At 70.5% G+C, this 22,884-nt stretch carries 20 protein-coding genes; 7 read left to right on the top strand and 13 right to left on the bottom strand.

Going from position 1 to position 22,884, the window contains the following annotated elements; translation table 11 throughout:
* Positions 1-96: 96 nt before the first annotated feature.
* A complete protein-coding gene (locus tag BLS25_RS05715; RefSeq protein WP_074694734.1) occupies positions 97-945 on the bottom strand; it encodes an alpha/beta fold hydrolase in 849 nt (282 codons plus the stop codon).
* Positions 946-1,032: 87 nt separating this feature from the next.
* Between BLS25_RS05715 and BLS25_RS05710 the strand changes: the two genes are divergently transcribed.
* The 5 genes from BLS25_RS05710 to BLS25_RS05690 all read left to right on the top strand — a co-directional run bounded on the left by BLS25_RS05710 (position 1,033) and on the right by BLS25_RS05690 (position 5,485).
* The gene (locus BLS25_RS05710) at positions 1,033-1,494 is read left to right on the top strand and encodes a MarR family winged helix-turn-helix transcriptional regulator (protein WP_074694733.1); all 462 of its coding nucleotides are present in this window, start codon (positions 1,033-1,035) and stop codon (positions 1,492-1,494) included.
* Positions 1,491-2,864 carry an MFS transporter gene (locus BLS25_RS05705; protein WP_074694732.1) on the top strand — a complete coding sequence of 458 codons (1,374 nt, stop codon included), beginning with the start codon at positions 1,491-1,493 and terminating at the stop codon, positions 2,862-2,864. Before BLS25_RS05710 ends, BLS25_RS05705 begins: the two co-directional genes overlap by 4 nt.
* Positions 2,865-2,970: 106 nt before the next feature.
* Positions 2,971-4,572, top strand: coding sequence for an MFS transporter (locus tag BLS25_RS05700; protein WP_074694731.1), 1,602 nt, complete (start codon positions 2,971-2,973; stop codon positions 4,570-4,572).
* Between the two features lie 131 nt (positions 4,573-4,703).
* A complete protein-coding gene (locus BLS25_RS05695; protein ID WP_074694730.1) occupies positions 4,704-5,303 on the top strand; it encodes a hypothetical protein in 600 nt (199 codons plus the stop codon).
* On the top strand, positions 5,300-5,485 hold the full coding sequence (locus BLS25_RS05690; RefSeq protein ID WP_176786314.1) for a hypothetical protein: 186 nt from the start codon (positions 5,300-5,302) through the stop codon (positions 5,483-5,485). The genes BLS25_RS05695 and BLS25_RS05690 overlap by 4 nt, the downstream gene beginning before the upstream one ends.
* A 105-nt stretch (positions 5,486-5,590) precedes the next feature.
* Here the strand turns inward: BLS25_RS05690 and BLS25_RS05685 are convergent, their stop codons facing one another.
* Both BLS25_RS05685 and BLS25_RS05680 read right to left on the bottom strand, forming a co-directional pair.
* Complete coding sequence (locus tag BLS25_RS05685; protein ID WP_074694728.1) at positions 5,591-6,847, bottom strand: alpha-hydroxy acid oxidase; 1,257 nt, start codon at positions 6,845-6,847, stop codon at positions 5,591-5,593.
* Positions 6,848-6,910: 63 nt separating this feature from the next.
* Positions 6,911-8,383, bottom strand: coding sequence for an MDR family MFS transporter (locus tag BLS25_RS05680; protein WP_074694727.1), 1,473 nt, complete (start codon positions 8,381-8,383; stop codon positions 6,911-6,913).
* An 83-nt stretch (positions 8,384-8,466) separates the two neighbouring features.
* On the opposite strand from BLS25_RS05680, the gene BLS25_RS05675 reads away from it, so the two are divergent.
* Positions 8,467-9,087 carry a TetR/AcrR family transcriptional regulator gene (locus BLS25_RS05675; protein WP_056224455.1) on the top strand — a complete coding sequence of 207 codons (621 nt, stop codon included), beginning with the start codon at positions 8,467-8,469 and terminating at the stop codon, positions 9,085-9,087.
* Between the two features lie 6 nt (positions 9,088-9,093).
* On the opposite strand, the gene BLS25_RS05670 is transcribed toward BLS25_RS05675, so the two are convergent.
* The 7 genes from BLS25_RS05670 to BLS25_RS05640 form a co-directional block, all read right to left on the bottom strand.
* Positions 9,094-9,939, bottom strand: coding sequence for a transglutaminase family protein (locus tag BLS25_RS05670; RefSeq protein WP_056224456.1), 846 nt, complete (start codon positions 9,937-9,939; stop codon positions 9,094-9,096).
* Between the two features lie 46 nt (positions 9,940-9,985).
* On the bottom strand, positions 9,986-10,918 hold the full coding sequence (locus BLS25_RS05665; protein ID WP_056224458.1) for an alpha-E domain-containing protein: 933 nt from the start codon (positions 10,916-10,918) through the stop codon (positions 9,986-9,988).
* On the bottom strand, positions 10,912-12,642 hold the full coding sequence (locus BLS25_RS05660) for a circularly permuted type 2 ATP-grasp protein (RefSeq protein ID WP_074694726.1): 1,731 nt from the start codon (positions 12,640-12,642) through the stop codon (positions 10,912-10,914). The genes BLS25_RS05665 and BLS25_RS05660 overlap by 7 nt, the downstream gene beginning before the upstream one ends.
* Positions 12,643-12,785: 143 nt before the next feature.
* A complete protein-coding gene (locus tag BLS25_RS05655) occupies positions 12,786-13,967 on the bottom strand; it encodes a zinc-dependent alcohol dehydrogenase (protein ID WP_056224462.1) in 1,182 nt (393 codons plus the stop codon).
* Between the two features lie 85 nt (positions 13,968-14,052).
* Positions 14,053-14,772, bottom strand: a complete 720-nt coding sequence (locus BLS25_RS05650) for a glycosyltransferase family 2 protein (protein ID WP_074694725.1) — start codon at positions 14,770-14,772, stop codon at positions 14,053-14,055.
* Positions 14,769-16,133 (bottom strand): bifunctional PIG-L family deacetylase/class I SAM-dependent methyltransferase, encoded by a 1,365-nt coding sequence (locus BLS25_RS05645; RefSeq protein WP_256335543.1) that lies wholly within the window; start codon positions 16,131-16,133, stop codon positions 14,769-14,771. Before BLS25_RS05645 ends, BLS25_RS05650 begins: the two co-directional genes overlap by 4 nt.
* Positions 16,130-17,176, bottom strand: a complete 1,047-nt coding sequence (locus BLS25_RS05640) for an acyl-CoA dehydrogenase family protein (protein WP_256335542.1) — start codon at positions 17,174-17,176, stop codon at positions 16,130-16,132. Before BLS25_RS05640 ends, BLS25_RS05645 begins: the two co-directional genes overlap by 4 nt.
* A gap of 145 nt (positions 17,177-17,321) precedes the next feature.
* Here BLS25_RS05640 and BLS25_RS05635 point away from each other — a divergent pair, with 145 nt between their 5' ends.
* Positions 17,322-18,860, top strand: a complete 1,539-nt coding sequence (locus BLS25_RS05635; RefSeq protein ID WP_074694724.1) for a molybdopterin-dependent oxidoreductase — start codon at positions 17,322-17,324, stop codon at positions 18,858-18,860.
* An 84-nt stretch (positions 18,861-18,944) separates the two neighbouring features.
* On the opposite strand, the gene rocD is transcribed toward BLS25_RS05635, so the two are convergent.
* From rocD to arfA, 3 genes are all read right to left on the bottom strand, one after another.
* Positions 18,945-20,162: an ornithine--oxo-acid transaminase gene (gene rocD / locus BLS25_RS05630; protein WP_074694723.1), complete on the bottom strand. Its 1,218-nt coding sequence runs from the start codon at positions 20,160-20,162 to the stop codon at positions 18,945-18,947.
* Complete coding sequence (ddaH, locus tag BLS25_RS05625) at positions 20,159-21,043, bottom strand: dimethylargininase (protein WP_056224470.1); 885 nt, start codon at positions 21,041-21,043, stop codon at positions 20,159-20,161. Before ddaH ends, rocD begins: the two co-directional genes overlap by 4 nt.
* A 241-nt stretch (positions 21,044-21,284) precedes the next feature.
* Complete coding sequence (gene arfA / locus BLS25_RS05620) at positions 21,285-22,799, bottom strand: arabinosylfuranosidase ArfA (RefSeq protein WP_074694722.1); 1,515 nt, start codon at positions 22,797-22,799, stop codon at positions 21,285-21,287.
* Between the last annotated feature and the right edge of the window lie 85 nt (positions 22,800-22,884).

The following is a 22,884-nucleotide window of genomic DNA, read 5'->3' as shown; positions in this document are numbered from 1 at the left end:
CGAGTAACGCTTAGATCACGACGTGTGAGTTAGTGAGTGTTCTTGTTATTTCGCATGTTCGAACGAGTCTGCACGACGACGAACAGCCCCACGCGGTCAGACGCGCGACGGGATCCGCTCGTCGAGCCACGCCAGCAGATCGGCGCGCACCGCGGCCTGCTCGCGCTCGGCGAAGATCTCGTGCCGCGCCCCGGGATACACCAGGGTCGTCACATCCGTCAGCCCCGACCGCCGCCGGTACGCGTCGGCCAGGCGGTGCACGCTGCGCGGGCCGCCCACGGTGTCATCGCGACCCACCATCAGCAGCATCGGCACGTCGCGGCCGAGGTCGCGACGAGGGCGCCCCATGAGCTTGAGCGTCTCGAGGGGTCCGAACAGGCGCGCGAGGGGCGTCGACGTCGTCAGGGGATCAGCGACGAAGTCGCGACCCACCTGTTCATCGCTCGAGAGCCACTGCATTCCGGAACCGCCGAGGTGCTTCCATGGCGCGTTCAGGTCACCCGCGTTCAACGACCCGGGCCAGCGCAGGGCCGAGCCGCTCAGCACGACCGCGTCATAGGCATCCGGATGCCGATCGAGCAGCATCTGCGCGAGGAACGAGCCCCACGAGTGTCCGAGCAGCACGAGCGGCAGGTCGGGGTGCTCCTCGCGGATGCGCTGCGTGAGGGTCCACACCGCGTCGCGGGCGGCGCCGAGACCGCCGGGGCCGAGACGCCCGAGCTTGGCGTGATCGCCTCCCCATTGCCCGAGCCCCGTGCGGCCGTGGCCGCGATGGTCGTCGGCGTAGACGGTGTAGCCCGCGCCGACGAGGGCCTCGATGAGGGCGCCGTAGCGGCCGGCGTGCTCGCCCACCCCGTGCAGCAGCTGCACGACGGCGCGGGGCTCGACCGCCTCGTACACGTCGTAGACGATGCGGATGCCGTAGGCGTCGTCGAACTCGGGCATGGGGGGAGTCTAGGGCGGCGGCCCCGTCGGCGACCCCGCCCGACCATTCCCTTAGCAAGGCTAATGAGCTACCCTGTCCAGAGGAACATGAATGATCGCGTCGACGAATCCCCCCTCACCGACCTGAGTTCTGACCACAGTGCGGCGGCGTCCGAGCTGCGGATGGCGACATTCCGGCTCGCGCGCCGCCTCCGGGCCCAGCGCGCCGTCGACACCATGAGCGACGGGCAATTCGCCGTCCTCGCCGCCCTCACCGTTCACGGCGCTCACACACTCGGGCAGTTGGCCGACCGGGAGCGCGTCACGGCACCCTCGATGAACCGCACGGTGTCGCTCCTCGAGGAGGCGGGATACATCTCGCGCATCCCCGACGAGATCGATCGCCGGCGCGTGACGATCGACCTCACCGACCTCGGGCGCCGCATCGTCGACGAAACGGTGCGCCGACGAGACGCCTTCGTCGAAGAGGCTCTCGCCGAGCTCTCCGCCGAAGAAAGACAGGTTCTCGCTCGAGCGACGACGATCATGAGGAAGGTGGCCGACAGATGAGCACGTCGATGTTCCGGTCGCTGTCGATCTTCAACTACCGCGTCTGGTTCATCGGAGCCCTCGTCTCCAACGTCGGCGCCTGGATGCAGTCCACGGCCCAGAACTGGGTCGTCCTCACCCAGCTGACCGACAACGACGCCGCGGCCATGGGCGTCACGATGGCCCTGCAGTTCGCTCCCCCGCTCCTGCTGGTGAGCGTCACCGGGTGGGTCGCCGACCGCTTCGACCGCCGCAAGCTCATCATGTGCACGCAGAGTGCCCTGCTGCTGTTGGCCGTGACGCTCGGCGTCCTGCTGCTCAGCGGAGCGATGACCCTGCCGCTGATGTTCGGGTTCGCACTGGCCCTCGGCGTGGTCACCGCCTTCGACAACCCGGCGCGCCAGGCCTTCGTGTCCGACCTCGTGTCCCAAGAGAACGCGTCCAATGCCGTCGCGCTCAACGCCGCGTCCTTCAACATGGCCCGCCTGATCGGCCCGGCCGCCGCGGGCGTGATGATCGTGATCGTGGGCACCGGATGGGTGTTCCTCGTCAACGCGATCACCTTCGTCGCCATGCTGGCGGCGCTCTTCGTGATGCGGCCGCACGAACTCGTGGCGCGCCACCGCCGCGGCGGCCCGGCGCGACTGGCCGACGGCTTCCGCTACGTCGCCCGGCGACCCGACCTCGTCGTCATCTTCGTGATGGTGTTCCTGCTCGGGGCCTTCGGCATGAACTTCCCGATCTTCGCCTCGACGATGGCGCTCGAATTCGGCCGCGGTGCGGATGGCTTCGGACTCCTGAGCTCGTTCGTCGCCATCGGCTCGCTCGCGGGCGCGCTCCTCGCCGCGCGGCGGGAACGCGCCCGGATGCGGGTCGTGATCGTCGGGTCCGGCGGCTTCGCCGTGGCATCCGCTCTCTCCGTGTTCGCCCCCAGTTACGGGGCGTACGCGGCCACCCTGGTCTTGACGGGGTTCTGCGTGGTCACGACGCTCACGACGGCGAACGGGTACGTGCAGACGACGACCGATCCCGTCCTGCGCGGTCGGGTCCTGGCGTTGTACATGGCGATCCTCCTCGGAGGGACGCCCGTGGGCGCGCCGATCGTGGGCGCGGTGGCGGCGGAGTTCGGCCCGCGCGTGGCGATCGCCCTCGCCGCCGTCGTGGCGGTCATCGCGTGCGGCATCGGCGCGACCTGGACGGCACTGTCGGGCCGCCTGCACCGACACGAGACGAAGCGGTTCCGCCTCACGCTCGATGAGACGCGTCCGATCACCACGATCGCACCCGAACCCGAGGACTTCAGCGACGAGATCGCCGGAACCACGCCGATCCCGTTGCCCCCGGGCGAGCGCTCGCCGCGAGCGACGCCTCGCCCGCGTCACGGGGACTGAGGGCGAACGCCCGATTCGAGAGGTCGCGCCCCGCGTTCGCCGGAGGCGGTCATGGTCGCGCGCGCAACCCCTCGCGTCGACGCATTTAGCTAGATAAGCTAGCGACATGAACGGAACACAGGCAGGGCGCCGCTGGGCGGGGCTCGTCTTCATCAGCATCGCCGTGTCGCTGATCATCGTCGACTCGACGATCGTCAACGTCGCCGTGCCCTCGATCGTCGAAGAGCTCGAGATCTCGTCGACCGAGGTGCAGTGGGTCCAAGAGGCCTACACCCTCGTCTTCGCATCTTTCCTGCTCGTCTTCGGCAGCCTCGCCGACCGATTCGGGCGACGCCGGCTCATGCTGCTCGGCGTGATCATCTTCGCGGGCGCCTCGATCGCCGCGGCCACGGCCCCCACCGGAGGGCTGCTGATCCTGTCGCGCCTGGTCCAGGGAGTCGGCGGTGCGATGATCCTGCCGACGACCCTGTCGATCATCAACGCCACCTTCCGCGGCCGCGAGCGCGGCATCGCCTTCGCCGTCTGGGGCTCGACGATCGGCGGCATGGCGGCCGTCGGCCCCCTGCTCGGCGGCTGGCTGACCACAGCCTTCTCGTGGCGATGGGCCTTCGGGATCAACATCCCGCTCGGCGTCATCATCGTGATCGGCGTCGCCCTCACGGTCGCCGAATCGCGCAGCGATCGGGCCGAGCGCATCGACGGAGTCGGATCCCTGCTCTCGGTGCTCACCATGGCCCCGCTCGTGTTCGGACTCATCGAGGGGCGCACCTACGGATGGTGGACGGTCGCGACCGCCCCCTCGATCGGCGACGGGAGCTGGCCGCTTCCGATCTCGCCCGTGCCGATCGCCTTCGCGGTGGCCGTGGTCGCCCTGGTCGCGTTCACCGCGTGGGGCCTCCGCCGCCAGCGTCACGGTCGCTCGACGCTCCTGGCCTTCGATCTGTTCCGGATCACCTCGTTCCGCAACGGCAACATCGCCGCGGCCGTCGTGTCTCTGGGTGAGTTCGGCATCATCCTCGCCCTCCCCCTCTGGCTGCAGTTCGTCGTGGGCTTCGACGCCCTGCAGACGGGCCTGCTGCTGCTCGCGCTGGCGATCGGGTCGTTCGTGGCCAGCGGGGTCGCGGGCGCCCTCAGCGGCAAGGTCGCTCCGGTCTGGATCGTGCGCGGCGGGCTTCTCGCCGAGATCATCGGCGTCGCCGGCGTCGCCTTCACCATCGGGCCGGATGCCGTCTGGGGCCCGCTCATCCCCTTCCTCTTCGTGTACGGGCTCGGCGTGGGCCTGGCGACGGCGCAGCTCACGGGCGTGGTCCTGGCCGACGTCCCGCCGTCCGCGAGCGGCCAGGCCTCCGGCACTCAGTCGACGTCGCGACAGCTCGGAGCAGCGCTCGGCGTCGCCATCCTCGGCACCGTGCTGTTCTCGACCACGGCGGGGGTGTTGGCATCCACTCTCGACGATCGCGGCATCGCCGCGGCCGAGCGCGATCAGGTGGTCTCACAGGTGGTCGACAGCGCCGGAGCGGCGATCGCGGGCCTCGATGCGTCACCTGAGACCCGGGATCTCGCGATCAACGCCCGCGCGGCGTTCAGCGACGGCACGAAAGCCGCTGCCTTCACCGCCGCCGCGTTCCTCACCCTGGGCCTCGCCTCGACGCTGACGCTCGGGGCAGCCGCGCGTCGTCGCGAGGACAATGAGGTGCGAGCCGATTAGTCCATTCACTCGAATGGATGCCATGTCTCCGGGGGGCCTGTCAAGCCGAAAGCCGCTGCGCGAAGCGACCGGTTCGCTCCCCTATCGTGCGGGTGTCTGATTCGCTTACTGATCTCGGGGGGAGATTCATCATGCCGAAATTCACACGCCGTTCCTCTCGCATCGCCCCCGCGATCGCCGTACCCGCCGCCTTCATCGCGGCCGGCGTCCTGGTGTCGACGAGTTCGTACGCCGCCTTCTCCGACACCGGGTCGAACCAGCAGAACAGCTGGCGGGCGGGAACCGCCCAGCTCGACGACGACGATGCCGGCCGCGCGCTGTTCACCGCGGGCAACGCCAAGCCCGGCGACGGCGAGACGAACTGCATCGCCGTCACCTCGACCGGAAGCCTGGCCTCGCAGGTGCGCCTGTACGCCGACGACGTGTCGGGCACCGCGGGCCTGGCCGACCACCTGATCCTCCGCGTCGAGCAGGGGACCGGGGCAGGCTTCGGCACCTGCGACGGCTTCATCCCGCAGAGCACGGTGTTCGACGGGCGTCTCTCGGGCTCCACCGGCGCGCACTCCTCGTACGGTTCAGGGGCGGCCACCTGGAGTCCGGCCGGAGACACGAGCGAGACGCGGACGTTCCGCATCACGTGGACGCTCGCCGACGCGGAGCGGTGGTGGCCTGGGCGTACGAGGGGTGGGAGCCCCGCAGCTTCGACCTGCTGGTCGACGGACGCGTCGTGATCGCCGACATCCCCCCGTGGTTCCGGGCCGCGAGGGTGCCCGACGACGGGTCGTATTCGCTGTTCCGCACAGATCGGGTGACCGTACGCACGAACGTGGGCGAACAGTGGTCGACGGGGTCGGACGAGGGCGTCGCCGTCGGCGGCGTGCTGTTCGGATTCGGACGGCCGTTCTGTCGGTGACGGGGGGTCTCGCCCTCGCAGATCTTCAGCGATCCGCACGACCTCAGCGGCATCCCGCCCTCTTCGGCTGAGGATGCGCGAATCACCGAGGGTGCGCAGCGGGCGTCACACCCGCGCGTCGACCGCCTGATCGGCCACCGGCACGAGCCGCGTGAGCTGTGTGACGTGGCGGGGCTCGAGCTCGTCGAGCGACGAGACGCCCAGCAGGGTCATCGTGCGCTCGATCTCGCTGCGCAGGATCGCGATCGTGCGGTCGACGCCCTGCCGCCCGCCGGCCATGAGGCCGTAGAGGTAGGCACGGCCGATGAGGGTGTACTTCGCGCCGAGGGCGATGGATGCCACGATGTCGGCGCCGTTCATGATGCCGGTGTCGACCATGACCGTGGCGTCCTTGCCGACCTCGCGCACGACCTTCGGCAGCAGGTGGAAGGGGATGGGCGCGCGGTCGAGCTGGCGCCCGCCGTGGTTGGAGAGCACGATGCCGTCGACACCCCGGTCGACCAAGCGTGCGGCATCCGTCACGTTCTGCACGCCCTTGACGACGATCTTGCCGGGCCACATGCCGCGGATCACGTCGAGGTCGTCGTAGCTGATCGTGGGGTCCATCGCGGCGTTCAGCAGCTCGCCGACGGTGCCGCCGGTGGTGCTGAGCGAGGCGAACTCGAGCTTGGGGGTGGTGAGGAAGTCGATCCACCACCAGGGGCGCGGGATCGCGTTGACGATCGTGCCGACCGTCAGCTGCGGCGGGATCGAGAAGCCGTTGCGCTTGTCGCGCAGGCGCGCGCCGGCGATGGGGGTGTCCACGGTGAACTGTAGGGTGTCGAAGCCCGCCTTCGCCGCGCGCTCGACGAGACCGTACGAGATCGAGCGGTCCTTCATGACGTAGAGCTGGAACCAATTGCGACCGACCGGGTTCGCGGCCTTCACGCCCTCGATCGAGGTGGTGCCGAGGGTCGAGAGCGTGAACGGGATGCCGGCGGCCGCGGCCGCGGAGGCACCGGCCGTTTCACCCTCGGTCTGCATGAGACGCGTGAAGCCCGTGGGCGCGATGCCGAAGGGCAGGGCCGAGGGACCGCCGAGGATCTGGCACGAGGTGTCGACGTCGGCGGCGGGGCGCAGGATGTCGGGGTGGAACTCGACGTCTTCGAACGCGCGGCGGGCGCGGTCGAGCGACAGTTCGCCCTCGGCGGCGCCGTCGGTGTAATCGAACGCGGCCTTGGGCGTGCGGCGCTTGGCGATCGTGCGCAGGTCCGCGATCGTGAGCGCGGCGTCGAGGCGGCGCTTGCGCGCGTCGAGCTCGGGCTTCTTGAACTGCATGAGCTCGAGGAGCTCGCCGACCTTCGGCAGCTGACGCTGAACCATGGGGACCCTCTCGTCAATGTGGTCAGACCACATCGTACGCGCGAGAGGGCCCCACGACCAGCGTCAGTGCGCCGGCGTCCCCTCGACCCCGTCGACCTGCTTCGGCGTGCGAACGAATGCAGCGAGCACGATGACCGCCAACGACAGGCACGCCGCCACGAAGAACGCCGTGTGGATGCCGGATGCCGTGGCATCCACCATCGACGCTCCCCCGTTCGTCATCGCGGCGGCCGCGCCGACTGTCATGAGCGTCACGAAGACGGCCGTCCCGGCGGCGCCCGCGAGCTGCTGCACCGTCGAGACGATCGCGGAGCCGTGCGGGTAGAGCTCGCGCGGCAGCGACCCGAGGGCTGCGGTCATCAGCGGGGTGAACATGAAGGCCAGACCGAGGCTCAGCACGCAGTGCACCGCGATGACGAGACCGATGGGAGTGCTCGCCGACAGGGTCGCGAAGCCCCACAACGCGATGCTCGCGACGATCGCCCCCGGCAGCACGAGAGGGCGCGCGCCGAAACGGTCGAAGAGGTTGCCGACGATGGGCGCCATGAGGCCCATGAGCAGACCTCCGGGCAGCAGCATGAGACCGGTCGGGAGGGTTCCGAGACCGAGGACGTTCTGCAGGTACAGCGGCAGCAGGATGAGCACGCCGAACAGAGTGGTCATGGCGACGACCACGAGGATGACCGCGAGCGTGAAGGTCGAATGACGGAACACCGCCAGATTGAGCAGCACGCGGTCGGTCGAACCGAGGCGCACCTGCCGCACGATGAAGGTCGCGAGAGCGAGGGCGCCCACGACGAGGGGGATCCACACCGGCACGATCGCGTGGCCGCCCGCCGCCTCGCCGATGCTGGACAGGCCGAAGATGATGCCCCCGAACGCGAGGGCCGAGAGCACCACCGACACGACGTCGAGGCTCACGCGACGGGTCTCGGTGAGGTTCCGCACCCAGCGCGCGCCGAGGGCGACCGCGATGAGGGCGATCGGGATCATCACGATGAACATGGCGCGCCACGGGAACGTCGACAGGATCAGCCCCGAGACGGTGGGGCCGACCGCGGGCGCCACCGAGATGACGATCGAGATGAGCCCCATCATGCGTCCGCGGCGGTTCGCGGGCACGACGTTCAGCACCGTGGTGAACAGCAACGGGATCATGATCGCGGTACCCGAGGCCTGCACGATGCGGCCGAGGAGCAGCACGCCGAACCCGGGGGCGGCCGCGGCGACGACGGTACCCAGGGTGAACAGACCCATCGCGGTGAAGAAGAGGGCCCGCAGCGGGAAGCGCTGAATGAGGAAGCCGGTGGTCGGGATGACGACCGCCATCGTGAGCAGGAACGCGGTGGTCAACCACTGCGCGGTCGCGGCGGTGATGTCGAGCTCGCGCATGAGTTCGGGCAGGGCGACGCCCATGATCGTCTCGTTCAGGATGACGACGAACGCGGCGACGACGAGGAGCGCGATGACGGCGCCGGGGCGGACGGCGGCCTTTCCGGGCGGCGCGGCGGTGGGAACGGTTCCGGTGGCGACCATGGTCGACCTCTCTGGACGGTTAACGAGCAGTGAATGACATTCTGGCAGTGACTGCCAATAAGACATGGACTACTGTAGCCGACATGGAGATCGCACCGGCCCCCTCCGGGGAGGGATTGCGCGATCGGCGACGCCGCGAGACGACCCTCGAGATCTGCGCGGCCGCCCTCGACCTGTTCGAAGAGAAGGGCGTCGCCCGGACCACGGTCGACGAGATCGCCGCGCGAGCGGGCGTCTCGGCCCGGACGTTCTTCCGCCTCGCGGGCACCAAAGAAGACGCCGTGTTCATCGACGACGAGCGCTTCGTCGCGGCGTTGGCCGAGGTCGGCGAGGCGGGCGACGACATCGCCGCTCTCACCCGAGCCCTGCGCACGGTGTTCGCCCGCGAACTCGATCGACTGCACGCCGACGCGCAGGCGAGAGCGAGATTCCTCCGCGTCCGACGGCTGATCGGTCACGAGCCCACGCTGCTCGGTGCCGCCATCCGACGTGAGACGACCTCATCCGACCTGTTCGTCCCCGAGATCGCGACGCGCATCGGCCTCAGCGAACTCGACGTGCGCTCCGCGATCGGCCTCGCCGCCCTCGAGATGCGCACCGCCCTCGACGAGTGGGCACGCCGCGCCGACCGCAGCGAAGACGCTCACCTTCCGCGCCTGCACCGCGACGTCCAGAAGCTCCTGGGCGCCGCGGCATCCGGCTGACCGGGGTCAGGTCTCGCGCGTGATCGTGACCTTCACCTTGAGGTTGCTCTTGCCGGGACCGGCGTACACGCCGCGCAGCGGCGGGACGTCGTTGTAGTCGCGGCCGCGACCGACCAGCACGTGGCGGTCGCCGATCTCGATGTTGTTCGTCGGGTCGAAGCCCTGCCAGTCACCGGCGAACCACTCCACCCAGGCGTGCGACTCTCCGGTCACCGCTTCGCCGACCTCGGCGGAAGGCTTCGGGTGCAGGTACCCCGACACGTAGCGGGCCGGGATGCCGACCTCGCGCAGGGCCCCGATCGCGATGTGCGCGATGTCCTGACACACGCCCTTTCGCGCTTCCCAGGCGTCGACCGCCGTGGAGTGCACGCCGGTCACCCCCTGCATGTAGTCGATCGCGTTCCCGATGGCCTCGGCGATCGCGTGCGCCGCGGGCCCGGGCCGGTCGTGCTGGGCGGCGATCGAGCGCGCGAGCTCGGCGACCTCGGCGTGCGGGGTCGTGCGCCGCGTCTGAGTCAGCTGCTCGACCGTCGAGATCGACCGCGCCGCCTCCGCCGCGAGCTGCTCCCAGGTGATGTCGGCGTGCTCGATGGGCCGCGGGCGCACCTCGACCAGCGAACGCGCGGTGATGGTCAGCGCGCCGTGCGGCGACAACACGTCGAAGGCCGCCACGCGCGTGCCGAAGTAGTCGACGTACTGATTGACCGAGGTCGACGGCTCGATGTCGAGCGACGAGCTCAGCACGAACTGGCTGTCGGTCGAATGCGGCAGCATGCGGGCTTCGTTGTACGAGGCGACGACGTCGCCGGGGTAGACGAACCCGGTCTGGTGCTCGATGCGCAGGCGTTTCATCGCCGACCTCCCGAGGTCTTCGCACGGACGGCGGTCGCGGCATCCGTCATGAGATCTCTCCGATCCACGACGGTTCGGCCTGAGTGGGGAAGAAGCGCGAGCGGATCGCTTCCGACGCCTCGCGCGTGACCGTCTGCACCCGCTGCATGTGCTCGGGCAACTCGGCCAGGATGTCGCTGACCGGGCGGTACTCCAGATCGTTGCGGATCTGACCGAGAGCACGCAGCACCGTGTTCGAGTGCCCGACGCGATCGGCGCGGGGGTCGATCGCGCTCATGCAGTCCTCGGCGCGCTGGATCGAGTAGATGATCGAGCGCGGAAAGAGGCGGTCGAGCAACAGGAACTCCGCCGCGTTACGGGCGCTCGGCATGCCGCGATAGGTGCGCAGGTAGGCCTCGTACGCGCCGCACGAACGCAGGATCGTCGTCCACGACGGGCCCGACACCTCGGTGAGCGAGCGGGTGGCCAGCAGTCGCGCGGTCATGTCCGTGCGCTCGATGCTCCGGCCGAGGGTGAAGAACTGCCAGGCCTCGTCGCGGTTGGTCGACGAATCGACGATGCCGATGGCCAGCGCCGCCCGCTCGCGCGTCCACTGGAAGAACTCGTGGACCTTGTCGGTCTGCAGGCGCCGCGGCATCCGCGCGTTCGTGGTGTTGAGGATCTCCCACAGTTCCGTCGACACGATCTCGCGAGCACGCCGGGCGTTCTCGCGAGCCGCGGTGATCGAGTACGCGATGCTCGACGGGTTCATCCGATCGACCGCGAGGCGAGCGAGCACGTCGTCGCGGCGGACGGTGTCGACGTTCTCGGGCCACGCCGACCCCATTACGCTGAGCAGGGAGCGGCACGCGGTGTCCTCGTCGATCCACGGGTCCTCCAGCAGCAGCTGGAGGTGCACGTCGAGGATGCGGGCGGTGCCGTCGCTGCGCTCGATGTAGCGGCCGATCCAGAACAGCGATTCTGCGATGCGGCTCAGCATGACCCCGCCTCCCGCGCCTGCTGCTGCTGCTCGGCCTGCGGACCGTGCTGCACGGCGGCATCCTGCTGCTGTTGCTCCTGCTGCTCCTTGCCCGAGGGCCCTCCGCCCGGGCGCGGATCGCGCGGCGAGGTCGAGGGAGCGGGCTGTCCGTCGTAGATGATCGGGATCGACTCGGTGACCGCGGCCTGGTCGGCGACGAGTCCCGAGACGCCGTTGCCCTGGCCGTACTCGACGTGCGAGGGGGCCGAGCCGCCGACGATCCACGTGTCCTTCGAGCCGCCGCCCTGACTGGAGTTGACCACGAGCTGGCCCTCCGGCAGCGCCACGCGGGTCAGGCCACCGGGCAGCACCCAGATGTCGTCGCCGTCGTTGACCGCGAAGGGGCGGAGGTCGGCGTGACGGGGACGCATGCCGTCTTCGACGAGCGTCGGGATGGTCGAGAGCATGACCACGGGCTGGGCGATCCAGCCGCGCGGGTCGGCCGCGAGCCGCTTGCGCAGCGCGTCGAGCTCGGCGGGCGAAGCATCGGGACCCACGACGAGCCCCTTGCCGCCCGAGCCGTCGACCGGCTTCACCACGAGCTCGGGCAGGCGGTCGAGCACTTCTTCGAGGGCGCCGGGATCCTCGAGACGCCAGGTGTCGACGTTCTTGAGGATCGGCTCTTCGGCGAGGTAGTACCGGATGAGGTCCGGCACGTACGTGTACAGCAGCTTGTCGTCGGCGACGCCGTTGCCCACCGCGTTGGCGATGGTCACGTTGCCCAGGCGTGCGGCGAGCATGAGCCCGGGCGCCCCGAGCATCGAGTCGGCGCGGAACTGCAGCGGGTCGAGGAAGTCGTCGTCGACGCGGCGGTAGATCACGTCGACGCGCTGCGGGCCGCGGGTCGTGCGCATGAACACCTTGCCGCCGATGCACAACAGGTCGCGCCCCTCGACGAGCTCGACGCCCATCAGACGCGCGAGCAGCGTGTGCTCGAAGTACGCGGAGTTGTAGACGCCGGGGGTGAGCACGACGATGTTGGGCTCGTCGATCCCGGGCGGGGCCGACGCCTTGAGCGCGGCGAGCAGCTTGTTCGGGTAGTCCCCGACGGGGCGCACGCGCATCGACACGAACAGTTCGGGCAGCGTCTGCGCCATGACGCGGCGGTTCGAGATGACGTACGAGACGCCCGAGGGCACGCGCACGTTGTCTTCGAGCACGCGCATCTCGCCGTGCTCGTCGCGGATCAGGTCGATGCCCGACACCTGGATGCGCACGCCGTTCGCACTGCGGATGCCGGCCGCCTGGCGGTAGAAGTACTGCGACGACGAGATGAGACCCGCGGGCAGGATGCCGTCGCGCACGCAGTGCTGATTGCCGTAGGCGTCGTCGAGGAACGCCTCGAGCGCCTTGACCCGCTGCTTCACGCCGGCCTCGATGCGCGACCACTCGTCGTACGCGATGACCCGGGGCACGGCATCCAGGGGGAAGGGACGTTCCTCCCCCGCGAAGTCGAAGGTCACGCCCTGCGCGAGGTACGAACTCGCGAGCGACTCGGTGCGCCCGCGCAGTTCTTCCTGCGTCATCTGCGCGAGCGTTTGGTACAGCTCCCGGTACGCCTCGCGCGAGGGGGCGGCTTCTCCGGGACTCGCCGGAACGCCGAACATCTCGTCGAACGCCGGGATGCCGGATGCGGTCTTGCGCGGCGCCAGCGTGGAGCCGTAACCGTCGAACAGGTCACCCATGCGACGACTTTACCCAGCACCGTGTTGCGGACACGTTTCCCACCCGCGCTCTTGCGCCGCGAGCGCGCGCGAGGGGTCGAAAACTGTCGCCTGGCGCTGCTCCAGGCGACAGGAATCGACCCCTCACGCGGGTGCGGCGCGGCTCAGGCGCCGGGGCGCAGCACGACCTTGATGCAGCCGTCTTCTTTCTTCTGGAAGGTCTCGTACAGGCCGGGGGCGTCTTCGAGGGGGGCGTGGTGCGTGACCAGGTCCATCACGCCGAGCGGGTCGGCGGAGTCTTCGACGAGCGGCAGCAGGTCGTCGATCCAGCGCTTGACGTTGCACTGGCCCATGCGCAGGTTCAGCTGCTTGTCGAACATCGTCTTCATGGGCAGCACGTCGGCCTCACCCGCGTAGACACCGCTCAGTGAGACGGTTCCGCCTCGGCGCACGAGGTCGATCGAGGCGTAGACCGCGGCGAGGCGGTCGAGTCCGGCCTTGTCCATGAGCTTCTGCGCGAGGGCGTCGGGGAGCAGCCCGACGGCGTTCTGGGCCAGCTTGATGCCGCCGTTCCCGTGGGCCTCCATGCCCACGGCATCCACCACTCCATCCGCCCCGCGCCCCTCGGTGAGATCGACGAGTTCGTCGACCACCGTGTCGGTCAGGTCGTAGGTGAGCACGCCGTGGCGCTCGGCCATCGCGCGGCGCTCGGGCTCGGGCTCGATCGCGAGGACCCGGTAGCCGAGGTGCACGCCGATGCGGGCCGCGAACTGGCCGACGGGGCCGAGGCCCATGACGGCGAGCGTCCCGCCCTCGGGCACGTTCGCGTATTGCACGCCCTGCCAGGCGGTCGGCACGATGTCGCTGAGGAAGAGGTAACGGTCGTCGGGCAGGTCGTCGCCGACGCGGATGTGGTTGTAGTCGGCGAGCGGCACGCGCAGATACTCCGCCTGGCCGCCCGGCACCTGGCCGTAGAGCTTGGTGTAACCGAACAGCGCGGCACCGCTGCCGTACTCGCGCACCTGCGTCGTCTCGCACTGCGACTGCAGTCCGCGGCGGCACATGAAGCAGTGGCCGCACGAGATGTTGAAGGGCACGACGATCCGGTCGCCGACGGCGAGGTTCGTCACGGCCGAGCCGACTTCGACGACCACGCCCATCGGCTCGTGGCCGAGCACGTCGCCCTTGTCGATAAACGGTCCGAACAGTTCGTAGAGGTGCAGGTCGGAGCCGCAGATCGCCGTCGAGGTGATCTTCACGATCGCGTCGGTGGGCTCGAGGATCTCGGGGTCGGGAACCTCCTCGACGCTCACGTTGCGCTTGCCCTGCCAGGTCAGTGCCTTCATGGTGATGCCTCTCATTCCGGGGATGGCCAGTCTGCGGCGAAGGTGCGGAGCGGCGGAGGTGGTTGACGAACCCCCACCCGGTGGGTCAGGCGCCGGGAGCCGCCAGCGGTGGAGCGTCGACCCAGGCGTGCACGCGCGCGAGGAACGCGGCGTATCCCGCGGGCGAGCGGCCGGTGAAACGGCCCGAGGTCTCGACCTCGTGCACGTCGCTCGCCCGCTCCCGCGCACCGAGGGTGCGTGCCGCGCGGACGAGGGCCACGTCCTCGTGCTCGGCGAGATCCGGGATGCCACCTGCCCGGGCGTACGTGCTCGCCCGCACGCCCAGATTGGCTCCGTGGACGTTTCCGGGAGGTCTGCCCCGGTGATGGGTGGCACGCCAGTACGCGACGTGTCGGGCGCTGAGGTCGGCGAAGTCGGGGCGGACCGTTCCCAGGACGAGGTCGACCCCGGCGTCGGCGAGGTCGAGTTGGTGCGTGATCCAGTTCGGGGGCACGACGGTGTCGGCATCCGTCATCGCGATCCACGTGTCGTCGGCGCCGGCGGTGAGCCGCGTCACAGCGTGCGCGACGCCGATCCGACGGGCGGTGCCCACGCGACGTGCCGCGATCTCGACCGCCTCGACGGGCCAGCGCCGCACCTGGGTGGCGGTGGTGTCGTTGCACGCGTCGAGCACGACGACGACCGCGATGTCGAGGTCGGGCTGGCTCTCGCGCGCGAGCGACACCGCCCGGGTGACCGATGCCAGGCATCGACCGATCAGGGCCTCCTCGTCGTGCGCCGGGATGACCACGGCCAGGGCCCTCATGCGACGAGCCCCGATTCGGCCGCCACCGAAAGAGCGCCCGGATGCGCGTACACCTCGAGCACGAAGTCCTGCTCCTCGTGCCGCGCGAGGCGCACCAGGTCGGGTCGCGCGGCGAGCGCGTCGTGCACCTCGTCGCCGGTGTGCGGGTACTCGGCGACGGGATGCCGCCAATGGCACGCGACCAGGTGACCGTCGGTGCTCAGCGAGGCGACGGCCGCCGTGAGCCCGCGATCCAGGTCTGCCCCCGCCCAGTAGTACGCCACCTCCGACACCACCACCAGCTCGAACTCGCCCTCGGGCCACGCCGCGGGCAGCGTCGCGAGGCGGAACTCGACGTTCTCGCGCCCCGCGAGCCGCGCCCGCGCGCGATCGAGGGCGGTGGGCGCGAGGTCGACGGCGAGCACCCGGTCGCTGCGGTCGGCCAGCTGCGCGGTCAGAGCACCCGTGGAGCACCCGGCCTCGAGCGTCGAGCGATACGTGCGCCTCGGGAGAGCGGCGAGGAGGACGGCGCGCTTGCGCTCCTCGTACCAGCGCGAGTCGAAGCCCCAGGGGTCCTCGTGCCGGGCGTACATGTCGTCGAAGTACTCGCGGCCGACGCTTCCCGCCGGGGTCGAGGGCGCCTCCGGAACGAGGAAGACCTCTGCATCGCGGACGAAGTGGGCGTGCATGCGCGCGTGGATCATCGGCTCGTCCCCCGGAGCGGCTGACAGCGGCTCGAGCTGACTGCGATGCGCGTCGAGAGCGCGGGTCTTAAGGTCGCGTGCACGAGGCTCGAGGGCGAGGTGCTCGACGCGATCCCACGGCACGTCGTCGGGGCCGCCCCAGTGCCACAGCCAGATCGGGAAGGCGCGCGATCGCACGCCGCGCGCGGCGCAGACCTGCTCGACGATCTCTCCGACGACCCGGTGGTCGCGGTGCCCGTCCCCTCGCCAGGGCGACACCACCAGCACGCGCCGGCCCGCCGCGGCGTCGATCGCTTCGCGCAGCGCCTCGGTGATGGCATCCCGATGCTCGTCCGTCCCGCCGTCGGGCAGACCGAGGAAGACCGGGTCGGCGACCAGCCCCACGATGCGTGCGGCGTCGACGAGTTCTCGGCGGCGAAGCAGGGCGAGAGTCGCGGGGCTGTGCGTCGGCGACTCGGGGTGAGAGCCTTCGCCGTCGGTGACGACGAGGAGATCGATCCGGATGCCACGTGCGGCCGCGGTCGCGAGCAGCCCCGCCGCTCCCAGGCTCTCGTCGTCGGGGTGCGCGGCGACAATGATCAGGTGGTCGACGTCCAGATCGAGAGGTGGCGAGTCGCGGCGGAGGGCGTCCGCCCAGACGCGCTCGTCGGTCCCGGGTTCGCGATGGTCGAAGCTCACCACGCGCCCGCTCCCGTCGCGATGTCGCCGCCGATTCTCGCGGCATCGCGCTCGCCGTGGTGCTGGCGCAGGTAGATCTGCAGATCGGCGACGCGTCGCGCGTGTGCCTCATCCGCGACGAGGGGCAGCGGCCCCAGGGCGTGCGCGGCTTCGGCGAGGGTCGTCTCGACGGCCTCCGCGACGACCGTGCGGGCGCGGGTGGCGCGCAGACCCTCGGATGCCGAACCGCCCGCACCGAAGACCGCCGCCGTCTCGCGCAGCACGGTGCGGGCGGCCCAGAGCGCGGTGTCGGCGCGAGCGAGGTGCACGCGCGAAAGCTGGTCCGCTCGGTCGGACGCGGCGGCCTCGCGCAGCGCGTCGCGGAGCGGCAGGGCTCCGCCCCACCAGCACGCGGCCACCCCGACCCCACCGTGCGCGAAGCCGGGTCGACGGAGATACCAGCCGGGCTCGCCCACGGGGACGGCGACCGCTCCATCGACGTCGATCGGGGCACTGACGACCCGCTCGAGCCCGCGCGCGTGCCAGGGACCGGTCCGCACCCTCACGGCCGGGTCTCGCAGATCGAGGGCGAAGAGCTGCCGGCGTTCGTCATCGACCCACGCGGTCACGAGAGCGCGGTCCAGGTCGGCGGCGAGGGAGCACCAGGGCTTGGAGCCGTGCAGCGTCCAGACGCCGTCGTGGTGCCGTGCCTCGAGGCGCATGCCCGATCCCTCCGCGGCGAAGACACCCCACGACCCACCCGGTTCGAGGTCGACGTCGATCCCCTCGCGGGTGGCTTCGGCGAGGATCGACAGGGCGTCGAGGTGCGGCTCCAGCATGCGGGCGATCGCGACATCGCGCGCGGCGACCGACGCGAGCAGCTCCCAGGTCGCACCGAGCGAACGCGGCGGGACGAGGCTCGTCGCCCAGGCGAGTGTGGCAGCGACGTCGGTGGCGGAGGCACCGTCGGCATCCATCCGCCCCACAGCCGCACGGACCTCATCGAGGTCGGGGGTGTCGTCGGGGAGGAGCAGGGGGAATGCCGAGTGGCCGCGGTGGTTCACCGCGACAGCATGCGGACGACGGGAAGAAACCGACAGAACCTTGACACGGGGGTCCGTCCCGTACTGGCCGGAGCGACGGATGCCGGTTGGCTGTGAATACCGCGCGCCCGGCGCCCGAGCGCCCGGCGCTCTCTAGGCTCCCTTCGTGACCCCCGCATCTTCCCGCCGCCGCGACCTCGCAGCGATCGTCGCGTCCATCGCCGCCACCGTGTTCGGCGCCGGCCTCGGCGAGCTCGCCGCGGCGATCGTGTCGCCCACCGCGAGCCCCTTCGCGGTCATCGGCGGCGGCATGATCGACCTCGCTCCGGCCTGGGCGAAGAACCTCGCGATCGATCTGTTCGGCACGGGTGACAAGGCCGCCCTGCTCGTCGGCATCGCGGTGCTGCTGCTGGTCGTCGCCGGGGTCGCCGGCGTGCTCGAGCGCCGGAAAGCCCCGTGGGGACGCGTCGTCCTCGTCGCACTGGGCGTGATCGGCGCGATCGTCTCGATGACGCGGGCGGATGCCGGGACGTTGTCGCCCCTGCCCTCGCTCGTGGCGGGGGCGGCTGCCGCTCTGGTGACCGGGCTGTTGGTCGCCCGGCTCCGCCGGCGTTCCGTGCAGACCCCCGCCGACGACGGCGTCTCGCGCCGCAGCGTGCTCGCCCTTTCGGGCGTGGCCGTGCTGGCCGGGGTGATGGCCACCGCCGGGTCCTTCGCGCTGAGCGGGGGGGCGCGAGCGGTGAGCGCGATCCGAGCGGCGCTGCGGCTGCCCACCCCGGCCACCACGACGACGGTTCCCGCCGCCGCCGACCTCGGCATCGACGGGCTCGCGTCGGTGATCACGCCCGCCTCGGACTTCTACCGCATCGACACCGCGCTCGTCGTGCCCCAGGTGGACCCCTCGACCTGGACCCTGCGCGTGCACGGTCTCGTCGAGCAGGAGGTCGTGCTGCGGTGGGACGACCTGGTCGCCCTCCCCCAGCAGGAGACCGTCGCGACCCTCGTGTGCGTCTCGAACGAGGTGGGCGGCTCCCTCATCGGCACCGCGCGCTGGCTCGGCGTGCCCATCCGCGACATCCTCGCCCGCGCGAAGCCGACCGCCGAGGCCGACATGGTGCTCTCGCGCTCGGTCGACGGGTTCACGGCATCCAGCCCCCTCGAGGCCCTCACCGACGACCGCGACGCGCTCTTCGCGATCGGAATGAACGGCGAACCGCTGCCGATCGAGCACGGCTTCCCCGTGCGCATGGTGGTGCCCGGTCTGTACGGCTACGTCTCGGCGACCAAGTGGGTCAGCGAGCTCGAGGTCACCCGTTTCGACCGCGCCGAGGGCTACTGGACCTCGCGCGGCTGGTCGGAGCGCGGACCCGTGAAGCTGCAGTCGCGCATCGACGTGCCCCGCTCGGGCGCGCAGCTCGCCGCGGGCGACACGGTCATCGCCGGGGTCGCGTGGCAGACCCACGTCGGCGTCTCGGGTGTCGAGGTGCAGGTCGACGACGGGCCCTGGCAGAAGGCGACGCTCGCGACGGCGATCTCGGCCGACACGTGGGTGCAGTGGAGCCTGCCGTGGAACGCCGAGAGCGGCTCGCACGTCATCCGCTGCCGCGCGGTGTCGGCCACCGGCGAGACCCAGACCTCCGACACGGCCGCTCCCGCGCCCGACGGCGCGACGGGCTGGGATCAGCGCACGGTGTCGGTGGTCTGAGCCCCCTCGCGTGAGGGGTCATCTTCGGTCGCCTGGGGTGTCCGGAGGCGACAGGAATTGACCCCTCGCGCGGGGAAAGCGCGCTCAGCCCGCGAGCACGTGCCGGATCTGCTCGACGGCCCAGTCGAGCTCGGTCGCGCGGATCGTCAGCGGCGGGGCGATGCGGATCGTCTGGCCGTGCGTGTCCTTCACGAGCACGCCGCGGGTGAGGAGCTTCTCGGCGACCTCGCGGCCGGTGCCGTACGCCGGATCGATGTCGACGCCGGCCCACAGGCCCGCGATGCGCACGGCGGTGACGCCGTGGCCGACGAGGGTCTGCAGAGACGCCTCGAGGTGCGCCCCCAGCGCCTTCGCGCGGGTCTGGAATTCTCCGGATGCCAGCATCTCGACGACCCGCAGACCCACGGCCGCAGCCAGCGGGTTTCCCCCGAAGGTCGACCCGTGCTCACCGGCGTGGATGACGCCGAGCACGTCGTCGTCCGCGACGACGGCCGACACGGGCAGGATGCCGCCGCCCAGCGCCTTGCCGAGCAGGTACACGTCGGGCACGACGCCCTCGCGGTCGCACGCGAAGGTCTCACCGACGCGTCCGAGGCCCGACTGGATCTCGTCGGCGATGAACAGCACGTTGTTCGCCGTGCAGATCTCGCGCACGCGCTGCAGGAACCCCTCGGGCGGGATGACGACGCCGGCCTCGCCCTGGATGGGCTCGAGCAGCACCGCGGCGGTGTTCTCGTCGATCGCCGCGGCGATGGCATCCGCGTCTCCGTACGGCACGTGCACAAAGCCCGGAGCGTACGGACCGAAGTCGTCGTGCGCCGTGGGGTCGTCGCTGAAGCCGACGATCGTGGTCGTGCGGCCGTGGAAGTTGCCGTTCGCGACGATGATGGTCGCGGCATCAGGTGCGATGCCCTTGGTGCGGTAACCCCAGGCGCGCGCGACCTTGATGCCGGTCTCGACGGCCTCGGCGCCGGTGTTCATCGGCAGCACGGTGTCTTTGCCGCAGAGCTGCGCGAGCGCCGTGGCGAAGGGCCCGAGACGGTCGTTGTGGTACGCGCGGCTCGTGAGCGTCAAGCGGTCGAGCTGCTCGCGCGCGGCCGCGAGGATCGCCGGGTGGCCGTGGCCGAAGTTCAGCGCGGAGTAGGCCGAGAGCAGGTCGAGGTAGCGCTTGCCCTCGACGTCGGTGACCCACACGCCCTCGGCGCGCGAGACGACGACCGGCAGCGGGTGGTAGTTGTGGGCGAGGTGGGCGCCCTCTTCGGCGATGAGACGGGCGCCGAGGTCGTCGACGGTGGTGCTCATCGGGATCCGCCTCGCAGTTCGAGGGTGCAGCACTTGATGCCGCCGCCGCCGAGCAGCAGCTCGGAGAGGTCGACCATGACGGGGGTGTAGCCGCGCTCGCGCAGCTGCGCCTCGAAGCCGACGGCACGCGGCGAGATGATCACGTTCTTGCCGTCGCTGGCCGAGTTGAGGCCGAAGACCGCGCCATCGGCATCCGCCACCCGGATGGCGTCGGGGTAGCGCTCGCGGAGGATCGCCTGGCTCTTCTCGTCGAACGCGGTGGGGAGGTAGGCGATGTTGGCCTTCTCGACGCCGCCCGGGCCCTCGACGGGGTCGAGCACCGAGATCGCGGTGTCGAGGTGGTAGAAGCGCGGGTCGGTGAGCGTCAGCGACACGACCTCGCGCGAGAAGACCTCGCCGACCTCGCGGTGGCTGTCACCGGTCGAGCGGAAGCCGGTGCCGGCGAGGATCGTGTCTCCCACGAGGAGGAAGTCACCCTCGCCCTCGTTGACCTCGACGGGCTCGGCGACCTCGAAGCCGTTCGCCGCGAACCAGTCGATGAACGCGGGGGCCTCGGCGGCACGCTCGCGGAAGCGGAACTTCGGGCCGTACGCGATGCCGTCGATCACGAAGCCGCCGTTGGCCGTGTAGACCATGTCGGGCAGACCCTCGAGCGGGTCGATGAGCTCGATCTCATGCCCGAGCGAGACGTAGGTGTCGTAGAGCGCCTGCCACTGCTGCACGGCGAGGTTCGTGTCGGTGGGCCGCGAGGGCTCCATCCACGGGTTGATGCTGTAGCTCACCGTGAAGTGCTCGGGGCGGCACATGAGGTACCGGCGGTGCTGCTGCACGCGCGCGCCGGTCGAGGACTCGGCGGCGGTGGCGGTGGGGGTAGCGGACATCTCTGCTCCTCGGAGGAAAGGTGCGGCGGACGCTGTCCTGGGGCCCGGTGGCCCTTCGAACCCGTGCGGCGCTCATCGGATCGATGTGGCGCCGTGCGGGGAAAGGTCGGTCCGGGCACGCCGGTGTCATTCTCGCACGCGCCCGCACGCGAGAGCGAGTGGCTCGGCGCGGCGGTCCGCCGCGAAGAGGGTCGCCCTTCACGGAGACGCCCGCGAAGGGCAACGACCGCTGACGCGCGACTCAGCCGACCCGGCGCAGCGACACCGCAGCCCACGCGACCGGCGGCAGAGTCAGGGACAGGATGCCGTTCCCCAGGCGCGTCTGCACCGTTCGCGGCCGTACGCGTTCGGGGTCGTCGAGAGTGTTGGACGCCCCGGGGTCGTCGTCGTGCAGCAGGTGCGTCTCGACCACCCCGACCTCGCCGAAGGCGCTCACGTCGATCTCGAGGTCCACCGGTCGCTCGAGGCCGCGGTGGACGAGGAACACCGCGACGGCTTCCGCTGCGTCGTCGACGGTGGCCACGGCATCCACCGCGGAAACCGTGCCGTACCGCGCCGTGTCGATCGTGGGCGCCTCGACCCGCAGACGCACCGCCTCGCCCCGCGCGAGGCGCGAGGTGAGGGCGAAGGGGAAGAACGTCGTCTGGCGCCACGCGGGGCCGCCGGGCTCGGTCATGATCGGGGCGATCACGTTCACGAGCTGTGCGAGCGAGGCCGAGGCGACGCGATCGGCGTGTTTCACCAGCGAGATCAGGAGACTGCCGAAGACGACGGCATCCAGGACCGAATACACGTCTTCGAGCAGGCGCGGCGCGATGGGCCAGTCGTCGATCGCGGTGGGCTTCACGGCGTCGACGCGGTCGATATACCAGACATTCCACTCGTCGAACGAGATGTCGATCTTCTTGCTGCTGCCGCGGGCGGCGCCGACGTGGTCGGCGGTGGCGACGACCGCCTCGATGAAGCGGTCCATGTCGACGGCCGAGGCGAGGAACGAGGCCGCGTCGCCGTCGTGCTCCTGGTAATACGCGTGGCACGAGACCATGTCGACGTCGTCGTAAGTGTGGGTGAGCACCTCGCGCTCCCACTCCCCGAACGTGGGCATCGCGGCCCCCGACGACCCGCACACGACCAGTTCGATCGAGGGGTCCATCTGCCGCATGCCCCGGGCGGTCTGCGCCGCGAGCGTGCCGTAGTCGTCGGCCGAGCGGTGACCGAGCTGCCACGATCCGTCCATCTCGTTGCCGAGGCACCACACGCGCACGTCGAACGGCTCGGCGCGGCCGTTGTCGATCCTCCGCTGCGACAGGGCGGTGCCGCCGGGCACGTTGCTGTACTCGAGCAGGTCGAGCGCCTCGAGAACACCGCGCGTGCCGAGGTTGACGGCCAGCATGAGCTCGCAGCCGGCCTTGTCGAGCCAGTCGGCGAACTCGTGCAGGCCGACCTCGTTCGTCTCGGTCGAGTGCCACGCGAGGTCGAGACGGCGGGGGCGCTGCTCACGCGGGCCGACGCTGTCTTCCCAGCGGAACCCCGACACGAAGTTGCCCCCGGGGTAGCGGATCATCGACACGCCCAGCTCGCGTACGAGCTCGAGCACATCGGTGCGGAACCCCTGCTCGTCCGCCGCCGGGTGGCCCGGCTCGTAGATGCCGTCGTAGACGTGGCGACCGAGGTGCTCGACGAATCCGCCGAACAGGCGTCGGCGCACGTGGCCGATCGCGAAGCGGGGGTCGACGGTCAGGTGGGCAGCGGTCATCGGTGCTCCTCGAGGTTTCGACGAACGCTACCCCGGCGCGGGGTTCACGCTAAACGTTTTCGAAACCCCGTGGGGGCGGCCGAGG

The sequence above is a fragment of the Microbacterium testaceum StLB037 genome (assembly GCF_900104345.1).
GTDB classification, from domain to species: Bacteria; Actinomycetota; Actinomycetes; order Actinomycetales; family Microbacteriaceae; genus Microbacterium; species Microbacterium testaceum_A.
This window is presented reverse-complemented; position numbering and strand designations above follow the sequence as displayed.